This is a genomic window from Sphingomonas sp. AOB5 (genome assembly GCF_029433115.1).
Classification (GTDB): Bacteria; Pseudomonadota; Alphaproteobacteria; order Sphingomonadales; family Sphingomonadaceae; genus Sphingomonas.
On record NZ_JARNTV010000002.1, the window covers coordinates 104,823 to 123,563 of the forward strand.

At 64.8% G+C, this 18,741-nt stretch carries 18 protein-coding genes and 1 tRNA gene; 4 read left to right on the top strand and 15 right to left on the bottom strand.

Annotated features, from left to right (window positions below; translation table 11 throughout):
• Window positions 1-53 precede the first annotated feature (53 nt).
• Window positions 54-608 (top strand): hypothetical protein, encoded by a 555-nt coding sequence (locus tag P1X14_RS01600; RefSeq protein WP_277313549.1) that lies wholly within the window; start codon window positions 54-56, stop codon window positions 606-608.
• A gap of 1 nt (window position 609) precedes the next feature.
• Here P1X14_RS01600 and mazG read toward each other — a convergent pair whose 3' ends face one another.
• From mazG to P1X14_RS01660, 12 genes are all read right to left on the bottom strand, one after another.
• A complete protein-coding gene (gene mazG, locus P1X14_RS01605) occupies window positions 610-1,371 on the bottom strand; it encodes a nucleoside triphosphate pyrophosphohydrolase (protein WP_277313550.1) in 762 nt (253 codons plus the stop codon).
• Window positions 1,372-1,587: 216 nt separating this feature from the next.
• Window positions 1,588-2,214, bottom strand: coding sequence for a TIGR02281 family clan AA aspartic protease (locus P1X14_RS01610; RefSeq protein WP_277313551.1), 627 nt, complete (start codon window positions 2,212-2,214; stop codon window positions 1,588-1,590).
• Window positions 2,215-2,280: 66 nt separating this feature from the next.
• The gene (locus P1X14_RS01615) at window positions 2,281-2,556 is read right to left on the bottom strand and encodes a hypothetical protein (protein WP_277313552.1); all 276 of its coding nucleotides are present in this window, start codon (window positions 2,554-2,556) and stop codon (window positions 2,281-2,283) included.
• Window positions 2,553-3,320, bottom strand: coding sequence for an MBL fold metallo-hydrolase (locus tag P1X14_RS01620; RefSeq protein ID WP_277313553.1), 768 nt, complete (start codon window positions 3,318-3,320; stop codon window positions 2,553-2,555). Before P1X14_RS01620 ends, P1X14_RS01615 begins: the two co-directional genes overlap by 4 nt.
• On the bottom strand, window positions 3,317-4,096 hold the full coding sequence (locus P1X14_RS01625; protein ID WP_277313554.1) for a TatD family hydrolase: 780 nt from the start codon (window positions 4,094-4,096) through the stop codon (window positions 3,317-3,319). Before P1X14_RS01625 ends, P1X14_RS01620 begins: the two co-directional genes overlap by 4 nt.
• Window positions 4,093-5,601 (bottom strand): methionine--tRNA ligase, encoded by a 1,509-nt coding sequence (gene metG / locus P1X14_RS01630; protein WP_277313555.1) that lies wholly within the window; start codon window positions 5,599-5,601, stop codon window positions 4,093-4,095. The genes P1X14_RS01625 and metG overlap by 4 nt, the downstream gene beginning before the upstream one ends.
• 40 nt (window positions 5,602-5,641) lie before the next feature.
• Complete coding sequence (locus tag P1X14_RS01635) at window positions 5,642-5,962, bottom strand: hypothetical protein (RefSeq protein ID WP_277313556.1); 321 nt, start codon at window positions 5,960-5,962, stop codon at window positions 5,642-5,644.
• Between the two features lie 70 nt (window positions 5,963-6,032).
• Window positions 6,033-6,368, bottom strand: coding sequence for a cystatin domain-containing protein (locus P1X14_RS01640; RefSeq protein WP_277313557.1), 336 nt, complete (start codon window positions 6,366-6,368; stop codon window positions 6,033-6,035).
• A gap of 75 nt (window positions 6,369-6,443) precedes the next feature.
• Window positions 6,444-7,427 carry an AAA family ATPase gene (locus tag P1X14_RS01645; RefSeq protein WP_277313558.1) on the bottom strand — a complete coding sequence of 328 codons (984 nt, stop codon included), beginning with the start codon at window positions 7,425-7,427 and terminating at the stop codon, window positions 6,444-6,446.
• 7 nt (window positions 7,428-7,434) lie between these two features.
• Window positions 7,435-8,604 (bottom strand): D-alanyl-D-alanine carboxypeptidase family protein, encoded by a 1,170-nt coding sequence (locus P1X14_RS01650; RefSeq protein WP_277313559.1) that lies wholly within the window; start codon window positions 8,602-8,604, stop codon window positions 7,435-7,437.
• Between the two features lie 50 nt (window positions 8,605-8,654).
• Window positions 8,655-9,731, bottom strand: coding sequence for an SPOR domain-containing protein (locus P1X14_RS01655; protein WP_277313560.1), 1,077 nt, complete (start codon window positions 9,729-9,731; stop codon window positions 8,655-8,657).
• Window positions 9,715-10,722, bottom strand: a complete 1,008-nt coding sequence (locus P1X14_RS01660; RefSeq protein WP_277313618.1) for a lytic murein transglycosylase — start codon at window positions 10,720-10,722, stop codon at window positions 9,715-9,717. The genes P1X14_RS01655 and P1X14_RS01660 overlap by 17 nt, the downstream gene beginning before the upstream one ends.
• Window positions 10,723-10,889: 167 nt before the next feature.
• Between P1X14_RS01660 and P1X14_RS01665 the strand changes: the two genes are divergently transcribed.
• Window positions 10,890-10,979, top strand: a tRNA-Ser gene (locus tag P1X14_RS01665).
• Between the two features lie 81 nt (window positions 10,980-11,060).
• On the opposite strand, the gene P1X14_RS01670 is transcribed toward P1X14_RS01665, so the two are convergent.
• Window positions 11,061-11,501, bottom strand: coding sequence for a DUF1772 domain-containing protein (locus P1X14_RS01670; RefSeq protein ID WP_277313561.1), 441 nt, complete (start codon window positions 11,499-11,501; stop codon window positions 11,061-11,063).
• Window positions 11,502-11,798: 297 nt separating this feature from the next.
• Between P1X14_RS01670 and P1X14_RS01675 the strand changes: the two genes are divergently transcribed.
• Together P1X14_RS01675 and P1X14_RS01680 are read left to right on the top strand one after the other, a co-directional pair.
• Window positions 11,799-12,950 carry a GNAT family N-acetyltransferase gene (locus tag P1X14_RS01675; RefSeq protein ID WP_277313562.1) on the top strand — a complete coding sequence of 384 codons (1,152 nt, stop codon included), beginning with the start codon at window positions 11,799-11,801 and terminating at the stop codon, window positions 12,948-12,950.
• Entirely contained in the window at window positions 12,950-14,437 is a 1,488-nt protein-coding gene (locus P1X14_RS01680; RefSeq protein ID WP_277313563.1) for a lipopolysaccharide biosynthesis protein, read from the top strand. The genes P1X14_RS01675 and P1X14_RS01680 overlap by 1 nt, the downstream gene beginning before the upstream one ends.
• Here the strand turns inward: P1X14_RS01680 and P1X14_RS01685 are convergent.
• Entirely contained in the window at window positions 14,400-15,587 is a 1,188-nt protein-coding gene (locus tag P1X14_RS01685) for a serine hydrolase domain-containing protein (RefSeq protein ID WP_277313564.1), read from the bottom strand. The genes P1X14_RS01680 and P1X14_RS01685 overlap by 38 nt on opposite strands.
• 97 nt (window positions 15,588-15,684) lie before the next feature.
• Window positions 15,685-18,663 (bottom strand): TonB-dependent receptor, encoded by a 2,979-nt coding sequence (locus P1X14_RS01690; RefSeq protein ID WP_277313565.1) that lies wholly within the window; start codon window positions 18,661-18,663, stop codon window positions 15,685-15,687.
• Window positions 18,664-18,741 lie beyond the last annotated feature (78 nt).

Sequence of the window (18,741 nt, forward strand, 5' to 3'; positions counted from 1 at the left end):
GGCCGGATCATGGCAGGCTATAGCTTCCCTTCGATGCGAAAGGGGAGCAGGCCATGCCACTCATTTACCTCAGCCGGGAATTCAGCGGTTCGACGCTTGAGTTTACGCTACCGGGCTTGAGCGATGGGTTCTTCAAAATACTTCTCAACGTCACGGTTTCGGAATTCGCCCAGCACTTTCTCTACGTAACCCTGAACGGCTTAGGGCCGAGGCATCTGTATACCGGTGAGTGGAACTCGGCCGGGTCCAGTCTTCCTCGACCGGTATCTGTACCGAGTATGTCGATAGATACGCTCGAGATTCCCCTCGGAGCGACCGACGGTGGCTCGAGAGGATCGACCTTCAACTCGGAAATCACGATCGGGCTGAATCCCGAGATCGATGTGTTTTCGCTGAATGCGCGGACGAACAGCTTCTGGAGCGAACCGACAGGGGTCGGTTTCAGAACCTCTGCCGTGTCTGGCGGTCGTGCGGGAATGGAAACGCTACACAGCATCGGGTTCAGGATCATTCACGAAAACCAACAGCCGGGCGGCGATGCCTCGGGTTGGGCGCGGATGGTCTACTATCCGCATGTCTTGGACATGCAGGCCGAGATTCCGGCCTAGGCTAGGCGGTTGGTGCGGCCTTGACCCGCTGCCATAGGGCTTCCTGAGCATCGAGATCGAGCTTTGTGAAGGCCTCGACGCCAGCCGCATCCTCCATCGCCTTGAACCGCCGCTCGAACTTGGCGCTTGCCCCGCGCAACGCAGCCTCCGGGTCCACGCCCAGCTTGCGCGCCCAGTTGACCACCGCGAACAGCAGGTCGCCAATTTCTTCCTCGCGATGCGCAGCCGTCTCCGCAGCTTCCACTTCCGCCAGTTCCTCGTCGATCTTGACGCGGGCGCCGCTCGGATCGGGCCAGTCGAAGCCGGTGCGGGCGGCGCGCTTCTGGAGCTTTTCGGCGCGGAGCAGGGCGGGTAGGGCGAGGGCGACGCCATCCAAGGCGCTCTCCGCCCCCTTGCTCCCCCGCTCTTCGGCCTTGATTTGTTCCCACAGATGATGGCCGCCCTCGGACTTGCCGAGGAAGATATGCGGGTGGCGGCGCTCCATCTTGTCGCTGATCGCGCCGATCACGTCGGGCAGTGCGAAATGACCGGATTCCTCGGCCATGCGGCTGTGGAACACGACCTGGAGCAGCAGATCGCCAAGCTCGTCCTTCAGATCGGCCATATCGCCGCGCTGACACGCATCGGCGACCTCATAGGCTTCCTCGATCGTGTAGGGCGCGATCGTCTCGAAGGTCTGGACGGTATCCCATTCGCAGCCGGTCTTCGGATCGCGCAGCCGCGCCATGATCGCGACGAGACGGTCGATGGGAGCGGCGGTCATGGGGAGCCTTTCGGAGCGCGGATCGATGCTGCGCCGCTGGTATCAGCCGCGCCTGCGTCGCGCCATACCGCCACATCATCAAGGACACGACCTGGAGGCTTGCTGGTGCAGGCTAATTGAAGAGAGGGCGGTCATAGTCGATCGCCCCGCACGGACAAACGCAAGAACGATAATATACATTATGTTAAATTACGATAAGCATCACGCGACGGGGATTCAGGGTTCGCGCCGGTCCCTCTTTTCCGATGCCTTGCGATCTTCCGTACCCTTCGGCCGCACAGGCTCGAGCACAAGCGTCTTGCCTTCGACGCGCCAGGATTGCAGCCGCGACAGGAAATTCATCCCCAGCACGTCGAACTCGCCAAAGCTGCGCGAAACGACGATCTCGAGATCGCGGGTCTTCAGCGGGCCGACTTCGATCAGGTCCAGACGCGTGCTGCGCGCCTGAACCGATCCATTGGCGGTCTCGATCACCACCGGCAGGCCGCCTGGGCCGATACCGGCCTCACGCGCGGTCGTTTCGGACAATGCTGTGACCGTCGCGCCGCTATCGACCAGCATGCGGCGTTCGACGCCGTTGATCGTGACCTTGGCCCAGAAATGCCCGTCACGGCTCATCGGGATTCGAACGGTGTCGCCTTCGACCTTTTGCTGCTCATAGCCGAGCCGATCCGACGCGCGTGCCAGGATCGCGGCGATTTCCTGCTGATGGCTGAAGGCAATGAACGCGATGATGCCGATGGCGGCCCAACTGATCAGGCTCTGGATCAAGCCACGCACGGTAAAGCCGCCGGCGGCTAACCGCGCCGCGATCAACAGCGCAACCGCCGCGACGATCAACATAAGTAGCTGATTATTCATGAGATACCCATACCCCGCCCCTCATGAACAAATGCCGAACGCAGAACGTCAGGCCCTTCCCTGCTCCCGCATGACGTCAGCGATCCGGCTATTGTCGTTCGGCTGTACATCCTGCTGTTCGGCTTCAGCCGGCAGAATACCGAACGCGCGGCCGATCGCGTGACGATTGTCGACCAGCAGAAACGCGATCAGGAAGATGCCCGCCCAGAGCAGCAGCAGGCGCAGCGACTTGCCCAGCGACAGGCGTGTCCCCCACAGCCCGCTGCCGACCAGCACCAGTGCCGCCAGAAGATAGATGACCCGCGCGCCTTCGTAATCGCTCATGCCGCGACCTCCAGTCCGTCATAGCCCGGCTCCACACCGGATGGCAGTTCGGCGGCCAGCGTAGCGAAGTTCATCGACTGGTCCATATGCACCAGCACCGCCCGGCGCGGCTTCAGTTCCTGGATCCAGCGGAGCGTGGCGTCGAGATGCGGATGGGTCGGATGCGGCGCATGGCGCAATGCATCGACCACCCAAAGATCGAGATCGCGGAAATTCTCACGCATCTCGTTCGTCATTTCATTGAAATCGGTGGAATATCCGATTGATTTTCCATTGTTTTCAAAGCGAAGTCCGGCCGATGTGATGCCACCGTGCGGCTGATCGGCAACGCTGACCTCGATATCGCCGATGCGGCAGCGATCATGGAGCAGATCGCCTTCGATGGTCGGGCGATAACCGGCACGGCCGTAAAATGCGTAGGCGAAGCGGCTCTGAAGTTGTTCGAGCGTGAACGGCCGCGCCAGCCCGCGGACCGGATCGCCGCCGCGCAGGTGCATCAGCTGCCGCAGATCGTCGATACCGTGGCAATGATCGGCATGGTCGTGCGTCCAGATCACCGCATCGAGATCGCTGACGTTCGCGGCAAGCAACTGCTCGCGCATGTCCGGGCTGGTATCGACCAGGATATGCGTGGTTTCGGTCGAGACCAAGATCGAGGCGCGCGTGCGGCGGTTACGCGGGTCTGTGGGATCGCAATCGCCCCAATCATTCCCGATCCTCGGCACGCCCGACGACGTGCCGGAGCCGAGGATGCGGACCTTCACGCCAGCGTCTTCGAGAAGAGCTTGTGGAAATTGAGCCGCGTCGCGTCCGCCAGCGCATCCGGATCCTCGCCGCGCAGATTTGCCAGGAAGCGGCAAGTATCCGCCACGAATGCCGGCTCGCCGGTCTTGCCCCTATGCGGCACCGGGGCGAGGAACGGCGCATCGGTTTCGATCAGCATCCGGTCCAGCGGCAGGCGCGCGCCGGTTTCCTGCAGGTCCTTCGCGTTCTTGAACGTCACGATGCCTGAGATCGAGATGTAGAGACCCAGTTCCAGCGCGATATCGGCGAACTCGCCACTGGCGGTGAAGCAGTGGATCACGCCGGGAAAGGCCCCCTTCCCCATCTCCTCGCGCAGCATCGCCGCGGTGTCTTCCTCGGCATCGCGAGTGTGGATGACGATGGGAAGCTGCGTCTCGCGGCTGGCGGCGATGTGCGAACGGAAGCTGTGCCGCTGGCGGTCGCGGTCGCTATGGTCGTAATAATAATCGAGGCCGGTTTCGCCGATGCCGACGATACGCGGATGCGCAGCGCGAGCGACCAACTTCCCCGTGTCGACATCGGGATGCTCGTCCGCCTCGTGCGGATGGATGCCAACCGTCGCCCACACGTCCGGCTCGCGCTCGGCCGCAGCCAGCACATCGTCCCACTCGCTTTCGCGCGTGGCGATGTTGAGCATCGCCTCCACACCGGTTTCGCGAGCACGCGCAATCACTTGCGCCTGTTCCTCGACAAGCCCTTTATAGTTCAGGTGGCAATGGCTGTCCGCTAACCTCACGCTTCCTCGCTCTGCTGAAGCTCCAGACGCGGGAAGATGGGGCTTGGCGCCGCGATATTGAAGGCACCGGTCGCGGCATCATGCCCGAGCTGCGCGATCAGCTTCGCCGACGAGCCCGGCACGACCGGCTCAATCGTGACGGCAAGACGGTGGATCGCCTTCAGAAGCGTGCCCAGGACGGCATGCATCCGCTCCGGATCGGTCTTGCGCAGCGCCCAGGGCGCCTGCACGTCGATAAACGCGTTGCATGCGAAGACGCCGGTCATCCAGCTTTCGATGCCCTGGCTCAGCGCCAGTTCCTCGAACGCCTTCGCAAAACCGTCACAGGCGGCATCCACGTCGGCAATCAGCGCATCGTCGGCCGTATCCGCCCTGCCCGCTTCCACCTTGCCTTCGAGATTCTTGGCGATGAAGGCGCAGACCCGCTGGGCCAGATTGCCGAAACTGTTCGACAGGTCGGCATTGGCACGCGTCACGATGGCTTCGTCGCTGAAGGTGCCGTCATTGCCGAAGCTGACGTCACGCAGCAGGAAATAGCGCAGCGCATCGACGCCATAGAGCTCGGCCAGTTCCATCGGATCGACCACGTTGCCGACCGACTTCGACATTTTCTCCCCACGATTGAGCAGGAATCCATGGCCGAAGACCTGTTTCGGCAACGGCAGCTTCGCCGACATCAGGAAGGCGGGCCAGTAGACGGTGTGGAAGCGAACGATGTCCTTGCCGATCAGGTGTAGGTCCGCCGGCCAATATTTGTCGAACATCGCGGAATCGTCGGGGTAGCCGACGCCGGTGATGTAGTTGGTCAGCGCATCGACCCACACATACATGACGTGCCCCGGCGATCCCGGCACCGGCACGCCCCAGTCGAAGCTGGTGCGGCTGACCGACAGATCGGTGAGCCCCCCCTCGACGAAGCGCAGTATCTCGTTGCGACGCGATTCCGGGCGGATGAAGTCGGGCTGGCTCGCGAACAGATCGAGCAAAGGCTGCTGATATTTGGACAGGCGGAAGAACCAGGTCTCTTCCGCGGTCCACTCCACCGGCGTGCCTTGGGGCGACAGCTTCTCGCCACCCTCGCCTTCGACCAGCTCCTTTTCCTCGTAAAAGGCTTCGTCGCGAACCGAATACCAGCCCTCATAGCGATCGAGATACAGGTCGCCATTGGCTTCCATCGCCTTCCAGATCGCCTGGCTGGCGGCATAGTGATCGGGTTCGACGGTACGGATGAAACGATCGCACGAAATATCGAGCTTGTCCGCCATCTCATGGAAATAGCCGGACATTTCGTCGGCGAGCGCGCGTACTTCGACGCCGCGGTCACGCGCGGTCTTGACCATTTTCAGGCCATGCTCGTCGGTGCCGGTCTGGAAGCGGACGTCGCGACCCTGCTGACGCTGGAACCGCGCGATCGCGTCGGCCGCGATCATCTCGTAGGCGTGACCGATATGCGGGCGGCCATTCGGATAGTGAATGGCGGTGGTGATGTAATAAGGCCGGGACATGGGGCGGCTTTAGGGGAATGCGCTCGCGCGGTGAAGGCCCTCAGCCGAACAGTTTGTCCGTGGCGAACGAATGTTCGGTCGCGGGGACGCCCGTCTTGCGTTCGTGGAGCTTTTTCACAGCCGCAGCGACCTCTTGGTCGATCGCCTTGCGCTTCTCCGGCGCCAGGCGGTCGTAATCGGCTTCGTTCAGGTCATGCTTCTTGAGCACGGCTTCGCGGACCCGCTCTTCGGGGGTCTGGGCAGCGGCTTTCTTGAAGGATTCGAGGATCGTCTCGAACGAAGCGGCGGAACTTGCCTTGGCCGACGGCCTGGAGCGAAGAGGATCGCTGGCCGCGCCAGTGCCGGAAATGCCGATGGTCATACTCTCTCCCCTGTTCGGGAGAGACTTACCCCGGCACGGCTGAAATCGAGGTTAAAGCCCCCGAAGGCGATCAATGCGCGTGGATTTCCTCGCTGCTGGTCAGCGCATAGCTGCGATCGAGCTTCGCCCAGACCTGAACGCGGAACTTGCGGCCATCCTTCAGCACCATGACGAAGTTATAGTTCGTGCCGGCAACCACCTGCCGCTTGGCCTGCTCGATATGGTCGAGGTCCTCGACCGGAATCTGCAACTCGCCCAGCGCGAACTCGGCGGCCTTGGTGACCTCGGCGTCCACTTCGATGGCGCTGAAGCCGCCCACGACCGGACGCGGACGCGGCGCATCCTGGGCCTGTGCACCGGTGGCGAGGAAGACGGTGGCGGCAAGGCTGGCGAGAACAAGGCGCATATCGTTTCGGCTCCTCAATGGTGCTTCGCTTTGCGGGGGCTAGCCCGCTTTGTCGATACGCAAGCTGAACGAAATTCAGCGCGCGCCGAGTTTCGCGATCAGCCCGCCCATCTCGAACACGGTAGCCGTGGCATCGAGCGACAGTCCGAGCGCAGCGCCGGAAAGGTCGCGTGCGCTGGCATAGGCATCCAGCGCGGTGCGCAGCGGCTCGCCCGACAGGGGCCGGGCATGTTCTGCGATGAAGCTGGGCGCCCGTTCGAGGAACGCCTCGTAACGCGGCTGTGCAGCCTTGACGCCAAGCAGCTTGGCAAGACGGGTGCGGGTCGCGTTCGAAGGATCGCCGGTCTGCGCGATGCTGAGCATATCGGCCTCGATCGCGGCCAGATCGAGCCCGGCAAAGCCCAGCGCGCGGCCGGGGGAACCCTCCCCTGCCCGCACCAGAGCTTCGATCTCGCTCGCGGTCGCATCGGGCAACTGGTTGCGGAGGACGGAGGCGACGTCGCTCGACGCCAGCGGCTCGAACCGTAGCAAGCGGCAGCGCGAGCGGATCGTAGGCAACAGCCGGCCCGGCGCGTGGCTGACCAGCAGGAAGATCGTGCCCTGTGGCGGCTCCTCCAGCACCTTGAGCAGCGCGTTCGCGGCACCGGGGCGCTCCACCTCGTCGATCGAGTCGATCAAAACGACGCGGCGCTGCGACAGCGAAGGCTTGGTCGCGAAACTGGCGATCAGGCTGCGGATCTGCGCGATCGGGATCGAGCGGGCGAGACCCGCCTCCGGCTTGTCGGCATCCTTGGGCAGGCGCACCAGCTCGCGATAATCGGGATGCGAATGCGCTTCGAACAGATGCGAGGTCTGGCTGGTCAGCGGCACAGCCCAGCCGGGCTGCAACCGATCGGGTTCCGCCGCTTCGGCCAGCATGCGCAGCGCCGCCTTGCGCGCGAAACTGGCCTTGCCCACGCCCTCCGGCCCGGCCAGCAACCACGCATGATGCAGCGTGCCCGACGCCATGGCGGCGGCGAGCTGCGATTGTGCCGTTTCGTTGCCGATCAGGTCGGTCATGCCCCCATCAGAGGCCGAACAGGCCCCACAGGCCAAGCCATGCGCGGCGGAAGAAGCCCGCTTCGCCCACGTCCGCTTCGGCCACCAGCGGCAGGGTCTGCGCGCCATTGCCGTCAGGGGTGGTGATGACGAGGTCGGCGATATGATCGCCCGCCTTGATCGGCGCCTTGACCGGGCCGGTATAGACGATCTTGCCCTGCATCGTCGGCGTCGTGCCGGCGGGAATGGCGATGGCGAGATCGCGCGGGGCGACCAGCCCGACGCTGCCCGAACCGCCGCCCTGCACATCGGCCTCGCCGACATGCTTGCCCTTCGACACCACCTTGTGCGGGGTCCAGGCGCGGAAGCCCCAGTTCATGAACTTGACCGACTCCTCGGCGCGACCGCCATAGGAATCGAGGCCCGCCACCACCATCACGATGCGGCGGCCGTTCTGCTCGGCCGAACCGGTGAAGCCATAGCCAGCCTCGTCGGTGTGACCGGTCTTGAGGCCATCGGCACCGGCGACACGGCCGAGCAGCGGATCGCGATTGTCCTGCTTGATCACCTTTCCGTCGCTCAGCGTGCGGATGTAGTTATGCTGGCTGTAGAACTGCTTGTAGAGCGCCGGATGCTGCTCGATCGTCGCCTGCGCCAGCTTGGCCAGATCGCGCGCGGTCACGAAGGTACGGCCTTCGTCGGGCCAGCCGTTCGAGGTGCCGAAATTGCTGTTGGCGAGGCCCAGCTTCTTCGCCTGCTGGTTCATCAGCGTGGTGAAGGCTTCCTCGGTACCCGAAATACCCTCGGCCAGCACCACGCAGGCATCGTTCCCCGAAAGCGTGACGATACCGTACAGCAGCTCCTGCACGCTGATCTGCTCGCCGGTCTCCAGGAACATGGTCGATCCCGCCTGCGGGCCATGCCATTTGCGCCAGGTCTCGGGCGCAACGGTGAATTTCTGGTCGAGCTTCAGCTTGCCCTGCTTGATCAGGTCGAACGCGACATAGACCGTCATCATCTTCGCCATCGAAGCCGGCGGGATGCGGCGATCGGCTTCCTTGGCGAACAGGGTGGCGCCCGACGAGACATCGACCATGAAGGCGATCGGCGCGGGCGTATCGAACACCGGCCCCGCGGCCTGAAGCGGCACGGCAATCGAAAGGGCGACGAGCGAGGCGGCGGCGAAAAGCTTCTTCATGGGGTCTCGAATCCAGCAAAACGGATGTTCGAGACCTTCCTAGGCCCTACTCAGTTCTGGGTGAAGACCCGTGCGTCGCCGAAACCGCGCTGAGCAGCCGATGCGCGGGCGCGATCGGCCTCTGCAGGCGTCGCGAACGGCCCGAGCTGGACGCGGTAGAGACCCCCACCCTGCTTCACGAAGCCGCCCAGGCTCTGCGCCAGATTGTTGGCATTGGCGCCGTTGGAGAGCGCCGCCACCTGTACGAAATACCGGCCACGTCCGGTGGGTGCGGTACGAACCGGCGCCGTAGAGGGACGGCCATAGGCCGGGGCCGGCGCGGTCGCGCGAGCGGGCGTATAGGCCGGAAGCTGCTTGCGCAGCGCGTTGAGCAGCACCGGCGGCGTATCGGGCCGCGGCGTGGCGGCCTGACCGCTGTTGAGCGCATTCTGGTCCGGGCCGGTCGGAGTCGACTTGCGCACGCGGACGGGGATCGAATTGCCCGACGCACCAAGCTGACGCGCGGCGGCTGGCGAGAGATCGATCAGCGTATCGCCATCGCCGCCCGTACCGGTGACGAGCGCGAGAATGGTCTTTCCGCTGTCGAGCGAGGTGATCTCGACGAAACTGCCTGCGGGCAGCGTCGGGCTAATCGCCACGACGGCACCGGCGGTGGTGTCACCACCCTGCACACCGCGGACACCGGCATAGCCGACCTTGTCGTAGCGGGCTTCGTTCCGGCCGGTCGACGATGCGGCCGGGTCGGTCACGCCTGTGGTGGGATCCTGCCAGCCATCGAGCTGCGGCTGAGGCTGCTGGACAACCGGCTGCTGGGTTACGGGACGGCGCGTAGGCTGCGGCGCAGGCGTACGCTGGGCGACGCGCTCACCGGGGCGGCCATAGCTGGCGCCCGGAGTGTCATAGCCTGCGTCCGGGCGTTCATAGCCGCCCTGCTGGGCCTGTGCGGAATAGGGATCGGACGGCGCCGGTTCCGGCTCGCGGTACGTGTCCTGCGGCGCCTGATAGGCACTGCCATAGCCCTGCGGCGCAGGCTGGGCTGCGGGCAGGGTTTCGGGACCATAGCCAAACCCGCCCCCACAGCCGGAGAGCAGGAAAAGAACAGCAACGATGCTAGCGTTCGACCTCATCGGCGAGCAGGCCTACCGACAAAGCGTAAAAATTTGAGCAATTATAATCGAGGATCACGCGATAATTGCCGGTCAGCAGATAGGCGGTCTTTCCCGGGCCGTCCGGCTCAAGCAAAGTCGCCTGCATCTTCTCGTTCGGCCACGCACGGTTCTGCGGCACGATGCCCAGCGCCCGCCATTCGGCCATCGACTTCCACTGGCTGTGGCGTTCATGCACGCGCGGGCAACGCGGCGACGTGGTGCGCGCCTTGATCGCATTGCGGTTCAGATCCGCCGGCACGGTGACGGCAAAGCCCCAGGGCTGGCCCGGGCGCCAGCCGGCATCGACGAAATAATTGGCGATCGAGGTCAGCGTATCGGCTTCGCTGGTCCAGATATCGGCCAGCCCGTCGCCATCGCCGTCACGCGCCAGGCGGATATAGACCGAGGGCAGGAATTGCGGCCCGCCAAAGGCCCCTGCCCAGCTGCCGATCAGCTTCTCGCGCGGTACGCCGCGATCGATCATCTTCAGCGTGGCAATGAACTCGCCGGCGAACAGATCGCGGCGGCGCCCTTCATAGGCCAGGCTGGCCAGCGCGCGGGGCAGATCGAAATTGCCCATGATCCGCCCGTAATTAGTCTCATGGCCCCAGATCGCGACCATGATCGATTCGGGCACGCCGGTCTCACGCTCGATCAGCTCGAGCCGCGGACGCTGGCGCTGATAGGCTTCGCGACCGCGATTGATGCGCGATGCGTCGACATGGGTGCGGCGATAGGGCTCGAACGCGGGGATCGGCGCGTTGGGCCGGGTCTCGGGCTGCTGCCGGTCCAGCTCGACCACGCGCGGATTGAAGGTCAGCGTGGGCATGACGAGGTTGATCGTGCGGCGGGTAACCCCCGCTGACTCCGCCTGACGGGCAAGCTGCGGCAGATAGGCCTGGAAGCCAGCCTCGCTGAGCGGCGCCGACTGCTGTGCCTGACCCGAAGCCGCGCCCAGCGCCGCCGCCATCATCGCCAGAAAAATCGCGCCAATCTTACGCATCTTGAACACCCATCGCCCGCATCGCTGCATGATGACACAGCGATTCCCGCGGTTGAACCCCCTGCGCGCGCCATTCACCAACTATTCTGACCGCTTGCACTCAGACCAGCAGCCGGGCTAGCGCGGCGCAGCGCGGAGAGATGGCCGAGTGGTTTAAGGCAGCGGTCTTGAAAACCGCCGTGGGTGCAAGCTCACCGTGGGTTCGAATCCCACTCTCTCCGCCAGTTTTGTTTCAGGACCTCGCACAAGCTCGGGCGGCCGTTCGGCCTTGCGAACCCTGCGGGTTCGATGTTGCGCTACTTCCGCTAGAGTGCGGATGTCAGCGCCCAGGCGAACAGGATCGCGGAGAGCGTGCCGAGGGCGCTCCGGACAGCATGAAGCCTGCCCCATTGCACAAGCAACTGGCGGCTCTCCGCATTCGCCTGTTCCGGACGGGTGGCCTGAAGCTGCTTGTTCACCGGAAAGATCACCACCAGCGTGAATGGCCAGTTCGCCAGCAGTGCCACGCTGCCCGCGATCCACCGCCAGTCGCCCGAAAGATACCATGCCGCCAGCCCGGCAACCCCGCCCAGGATGGCGAGGCCCGACTGGATCGGAAGCGCGCGATCGTAGCTGGGCTGCCATTGCGCAAGCAGCGACCCGTCATCGAGCACCAGCCGTGCCGGATGCTCGACAAGGGTGATGTACAGGGCCGCGCCCGCGAACAGCGTGGCAGCAACCAGTGCGACAATCGAAAGAATAGCCATTGCAGGTCCTCGGTATGCTCCGAGGGCGGCGCCAACCAACGTAAAGGCGCCGCCCCGAGAGACTCGGTTCGACGCCGCGGCTGGGAAGAACCCGATGGATCGGGCGCAGGAACTACCAACCTGCCACTCTATTTCCGGCATATCCGGAATGCGCCATGTCGCGGGGGATATCAAGAAGGGCGAGGGCAACAGCGTTACCCTTATCGTAGGACTCTGCCGCTAACCCCCAGCTCCTGGAGGAGCTTGCGGGCGCTGATGATGCAAGGGGAGACCATTCGTCCGGCAGCGGAAAGCTGTGTGGGGATCGAGGTCCGGCGCGGGTTTCCGATGCTGCTGGACCGGCTGGCCGATCGTGCCGTCGGCGCGCGCGGCTTCCTGCGCGCGGCATGGTATCGCGGTGACAGCGGACCGCAGGACGGCACCACCATCGTCGCCCGCCGCCTCGACGACAGCGTCATCGCTGCCATCCCCACCGTCCCGATCGGCCCCACCCTGCTGGGCGCGCGGACGGTTCCCGGCAGCTATTGGCCGTTCCGCTCGATCCTGATCGACAGCAGCGCGACGCAGGCGGAACTCACCGAAGCATTCAAGCACCCGATGCTGCGCGCCACGCTTACGCCGATGTGGCGGGTCGGCCCGGTCTACAAGGACGATCCCGCGACCGTGATGCTGAAGCGCGCGGCGGCGCGGGCTGGCTGGACGGTGTTGAAGCGAAGGGTCGGCCAGACCTTCATCTTCGATCTCGCCGCGAACGAGGATGGCGGTTGGCCGCGCAAATCGACGCGCCGGCGGCTGGCAGGCTATGAAAGACAATTGGGGCTGATCGGCGCGGTTTCCTATCGCCATGTCACCGGCAGCGACTGGGACGAAGCGGCATTCGCTGCCCTTTCGGCGATCGAGGCGAACAGCTGGGTCGGCCAGACCACCGACGGCAGCGGCGCGAAATTCCTGAGTGAGGAACAGCGCGAGCGCTGGCGCCGCATGGTGTGCGATCCGCACCTCGCAAAGGCGCTGTCGGCGACGATCATGTTCGTCGGAGAGCAACCCGCGGCATTCTCGTTCGACCTGCAGGAGGGCTCGACCCAGTTCGCGATCGCCAGCAGCTATGACGAGCGCTTCGCCGCCGGACGCCCGGGGCGGATCGTGACCTGGCGGCAGCTGCAATGGGCCCGTGAGCGCGGCGTGACTCGCGTCGATCTGGGCGCGGGCGACAGCGGCTACAAGCAGGACATGGGCGCCCTGCCCGGCTCGGAAATACTCGACCTGCTGATCGTCCGCAGCCGCTCCGCCGCCAAGGTACTGAAGCTGAAATGGGGCGAGGAGTCCGCGATCGGGCGCGACGCATTCCTGCCCGCCGCCGATGTCGGCCATGCCGCATTGCTGACGCGGATCGAACCCTGGCTGGCGGCAGGAGCCGTAGCTGCGGCGGTGCTGGCGCTGTCCGAATAATGAAGCACGAGAAGATCGAGGCTGCCGCGCCGGGTGACCTCCTGCGGCGCGTGAAGCAGGCGGTGATCTGGCGTTCCGGCAGCCAGATCGTGGCACAGGCGGTCGCCTGGGGATCGACCTTCATGGTGATCCGCCTGCTCGATCCCGCGGATTATGGCCTGTTCGCCATGACCCAGGTCGTGCTGGTGTTCCTCAACCTGATGAACGGCTATGGCATCGCCAGCGCGCTGATCCGCGCCGACAGCGTATCGCGGACCGAGTTGCGCCAGGTGTTCGGCATGCTGGTGCTGCTGAACTTCGGTCTCGGGCTGGCCCAGTTCATCGCGGCACCGGCAATCGCGGGATATTACCGGCAGGAGGCCGTGACGGACCTGTTGCGGGTACAGGCTCTGCTCTACATCGCGACGCCGTTCATGGCCCTGCCCCATGCGATCCTCAGCCGTGAGATGGATTTCAAGCGGCCCGCACAGGTCCGGCTGGCAGCAGCGCTGGCGGGCGCCGCCACGGCTCTGGCCTGCGCGCTGGCCGGATGGGGCGTCTGGACGCTGGTCGCGGCACCCATGGCGCTGTTCTATGTCGAGGCGATCGGCATGACCTGGGCCGCGCGATCGCTGATGTGGCCCAGCTTCCGCTTCCGCGGTTCAGGCAGCCTGTTCGGCTATGGCGCGGCGCTGACCGGTGCGCAGTTCTTCTGGTTCCTGCAGAGCCAGGCCGATGTGATGATCGCGGGCCGCTCCCTCGATCCGCATGCGTTAGGCATCTACACCACCGCATTGTTCCTGACGCAGATCCTGGCGTCCAAGTTCGTGCCGCCGCTGAACGAAGTCGCCTTCGCCGCCTATTCGCGGATTCAGGGGCAACGCGACGTGATGCAGGGCGCGTTCCTGAAAACCGTGCGGCTGATCATGCTGGTGGCAATGCCGGCCTATCTCGGGCTGGCTGCGACCGCAGAACCTTTGGTCGCGACCGTATTGGGTGAGAAGTGGCTGGAGACCGCCGCGATCGTGCCGATCCTGGCGCTCGCAATGCCCCTCCTGACGCTCCAGATCCTGTTCGCACCGGCCACCAATGCACTGGGCAAGCCGGGCATCTCGCTGCGCGCGGCGATTGCCGGTGGCCTGGTGATGCCACTGGCATTCCTGACCGGCGTCGGCTGGGGAATCGAGGGGCTCGCCTGGGGTTGGCTGATCGGCATGGCACTCGTGCTGGTGTTTACTGCCTCCCAATCGCTGCCCGCGATCGGGGTGAGCGCACGGAGCGTCGCAACCGCGGTAGCGCCGGGCGCCGCTGCTGCGCTGGCCATGGCGGCATTGGTGGTGCTGGCGGGGAACAACCTGCCGCCGATGAGCGCGCCGGCTCGACTGCTGGTCCTGATCGCGGTCGGTGCTTCGAGCTATGCCGCGCTGCTGGCACTCTTCGCGCGAGACGTGATGATCGACGCCTGGATGCTCATCCGCCGCGAGCCAGCGCTTCCTCCGTCGGTGTGAACGCGGACCGCCCCGGCAGTTTCGTCGGCACATCGGTTCCGAAATACACCACGCCCACACCGCGCTCGCGATCGATCCACAGGCCCGATTTCAGGCCATAGGCGTCGCCCGAATGGCCGAAGCGGCGACGGCCATCACCAAAGGGATCGTCGCGGCAGCCTTTCACCGGCGTCGCGAGGAAATGGACCGCCAGCCCATAGCTGCAGGTGAAGCCGCCGGTCGGCGCCTCGACCGACGAGTCGGCGCCGATCTCACCGTTGGCGCCCTCACCTTCCACGCCGTTATACGTCCATAAAGGCGTCTCGAGCAGCTTCATGCTCCGCGGGCCGAGCAAGCGCACGCCATCCAGCATGCCGCCGTTCAGCAGGAAGCGGCCAACCCGCGCCAGATCGCGCGCCGAGATCCGCAGACCGCCCTGGGGTGAGAAGATCGCGCCGTTCGCGCCTGCCCGCCATACCGAGAGATCGCATCCGCCATCCTTTGCGGGCGTCACCGAGCAAATGGGCTTAACGCCCTGATTGTCGTCCTTGGTCGGCTTGCCGTCGCGATACTGGACCACCGCACGCGCCGCGACCGGCGCCGTACAGGCATCCCAATTGTAGCAGGCCCTCAGCTTGAGCGGACGGATCACCAGCCGGTCCATCAGCCGGTCGAAACGCTCGCCGGTGGCGCGCTCCATTACCGCAGCGATGACCGGGAAATTGAAGTTGGTGTAGCGGAAGAAGGTCCCCGGCGCGTGCTTCTCGTCCCATGCCTTGGGGTCGGAAAGCAGCCCGCGCATATCGGCGTCGAGCGGCAGGACGTAATCGATCCGGTCGGTCAGGCTCGACTGGTGCGACAACAGCAGCCGCAGTGTGATCGGCTTGTCCGGGAACGCCGGATTACGCAGCCGCCATCCGAGCTGCTTCGACACATCGGCATCGAGGTTGAGCTGGCCCTGTTCGACAAGCCGCAGCACCGCGATCGCCACGACCAGCTTCGAGATCGACGCGATACGCACCGGATCGTCGGCGGTAACGGCCCGGCCGGTGGTCAGGTCCGCCATGCCGCGCGTCAGGATAGAGGTCTCGCCCGATCGGTCGAACGTGATGCGGACCGTGGCGGCGGGTTGCGGCGTGGCAGCGAGCAGCAGGGCGGACAGCAGCGGCATGGACTTACCTCAAAACGAGAACGGGCGGGTGGAGAACCACCCGCCCGCTTTCGATGTTGCGGAGTGCGCCGGCCATCGGACGGCGCATCCCGGCGTCTTAGAAGTTCGCTTCGAGCGCGAAGGTGAACGCACGGCCGCGAGGATCCGCAACGCGCGGTTCCCAGCTGCTGCCCGCACCCGTGTTACCATCATAGGTGATGGCGAAGGGCGGATCGGTGTCGAAGATGTTCTTCACGCCGAGCGTCACCTTGAACGGCTTGAAGCCGCTATAGCTGATCGATGCGTTGTAGATCGCGTAATCCGAAACCATCGGATTGTAATCCGGACGGGTCACCAGGCCAGCCGCGATGCCGGGCAGCGCGAAGTTCTTGTAACCCTTACGGAAGATCTGGCTGAAGTTCACGCTCAGCGAACCGGTGGTGTAGTTGATGAACGCGTTGTGCTTCCAGCGCACACCGAGATCGCCGGCGAAGGAGAACACGCCGACCAGGCTCGGACCATAGGCCGAGGTCGGGGTCAGCTTCTCACGCTTCTTGAGCAGCAGCGTGCCGTCCGCACCGAACGAGAAGCGGCCGCCCAGACCGTCGATCGCACCACGGCCCGACAATTCGAGGCCCTGGGTGCGGCGCGAACCGGCGTTGATCCAGCGCTGGTCGATCACCACCACGTCGTTGGTGCCGGGTGCGCGGATGAAGCGATCCGGGAACAGCGCGGCGTTCTCGATCAGCTGACGCAGCGTCAGCAGCTGGATCGAGTTGTCGACCGCGATCGACCACCAGTCCACCGAGAAGCTGAAGCCGGTAGCCGGCTGAACCACCATACCGACGCTGAACTGCTTCGCAGTCTCCGGCCCAATGGTCGGATTGCCGCCGGTGTAGATATTCGGACGGATCTGCGCGCACGGCTGGCCGCTGCCGAATGCCGAGGTCGGCACGCCGCCGGGGCAACGGACCGGATCGGCCAGATCGGAACCCGAATAGGGCGATTCGGTGATGCCGTTGAAGATCTGGTTGAACGACGGAACGCGGAAGCCGGTGTTGTACGAACCGCGGAACATGACCTGATCGATCGGGCGGAACTTCGCCGTGATCTTCGGGTTCACCGTGCTGCCGAAGCCCGTGTAATCATCGACGCGCAGCGCGCCGGTGACTTCGAAGCCGGGGAACAGCGGCACCAGCAATTCGGCATAGGCCGCCTTCACGGTGCGGCTCTTCGGGGTCAGCGCGTTGACGTTGTCGAACGCCGCCAGGAAGATCACCGGAGCGGTTGCCGCAGCGGCATCCGAACCGTTGAACTCATAGGTTTCCTTGCGGATATCGATGCCGGCCGCGAGCTGAACCTCGCCGCCCCAGACGCCGAACAGCGGACCCGAAGCCGAGAAGTCGAACTGACGCACTTCATAGCGGCCGCCGTACAACACAGCACCCTCGGCCGAGACCGCCTCAAGCGCGGCAAGGCCGGCTGCAGTCTGGGTCAGGCTGAAGGGATTGATCAGACCGGAGTTCATCACGCCGACGAGACCGCGCTGGGTCGTTCCGGTGACTGCCGGTGCGTTCGGATCGATCGCACCATTGGCCAGCGTACCGCGATAGTAATAGCCCGAGCCGAGAACCGACGAGGACTCGCTCTTCGCGTAGGACGCGCCAGTGCGATACTCCCAGCCCTCCCACAGCGGGCCTTCGAGAGCCAGAGCGCCGCGCAGGGTCTTGGTGTTGGTGCGATATTCGCGCGGGCCGCAGGCCTCGCAACGCCAGCGATACGAGATCGGCAGGTTCAGCGCTGCGCGAGTATTGAATGCCGCAAGCTCGGTCGGGTTGGTGATGATGCTGCGGATCGAGTTGACCACCGAGTCATAGGTCGCGGCAGTCGTCGCATTGCGCGGATAGGCGATCGGCAGGTTGGTGGTGTTCGCCGAAAGCTGTGCGTTCGAGAAGCTCTTGGCCGAATCCGCGTCGGACCCAGTCACTTCGAACGACAGTTCGTGGCCACCGCCAAGCGCGAAGACGCCACGACCATAATAGGTCAGGGTCTCGATCGGCTGCTGGATCACAGCGGCGCGGCCCGTATCCCAGGCGCAGGCGTAGAATGCGCTCGGCGTATTCCACAGCGCCTGGTCATAGGCCATGCCGCCGTCGAAGGACTCGCAGCCCGCGCCGCCCGGAACGTCGAGCGGGTTGATGCCGCCGCCTGCCACGTTCGCGCCGTTCGCGGTGATGGTCAGGCCCGAAAGCAGCGTACCGGCAGCGGTGATGCTGCCCGGCTGCGTGTTCGCACCGATGTTGAACGCGGTCGCGATCGGGGTACCGCGGGTATCGATCGAAAGGCCGCGGTTCGGCTGGTTGCCGTTCACGAAGTCACGATCCGAACCGCGAAGCATCCTGTTCCAGCTATAGGAAGCGCCGAACGTGATGTTGAAGCCGTCCTTGTCCATGTCGCCGTAACCGGCGAGGCCCGACACACGGTAGATGTTGCCGCCGCCTGCTTCGGTCACGTCGGCGAAGCCGGTCGCGGTGAAGCCCTGGAAGTCCTTCTTGGTGATGAAGTTGATCACGCCGCCGACCGCGTCGGTGCCGTAGATCGCCGAAGCGCCGTCCTTCAGCACTTCGACACGCTCGATCGCCGCGAACGGGATCTGGTTCACGTCGACCGCCGAACCCGACAGGCCGTGAGCCGCAACGCGGCGGCCGTTGAGAAGGACCAGCGTGGCCGAGCTGCCCTGGCCGCGCAGGTTGGCGGCGGACAGGCCGTTGGTGCCGCGCTGCGCGCCGGTGGTGACATCGGCGTTCGAAGCAAGGTTGTCCGCGCCCGAGCCGTTGGTGCTCAGGTACATGATCAGCTGCTCGGGGCTGCTGATGCCGTTGCGCTGGATTTCCTCGGTGGAAATAATCTGCAGCGGCAGCGCGCTGTTGTTCGGATTCTGGCGGATGCGCGAACCGGTGACGAGAATCTCGCCCTGCGTCGCTTCCGGCTCGGCCTGCTGCGTTTCAGGCAGCGTTGCCGGTGCGGTGGCGTTCTGCGCGAAGGCCGCAGGCGCGACGGACAGCGCGAGCAGCGCAGTACCCGACGCCAGAGCCATTCTGAACGAAGTTGATCCAACCATGTCTAAACCCCCTTAAACTCGCACTTCCCGATGCGTAGTTCGGCATTAAGTAAC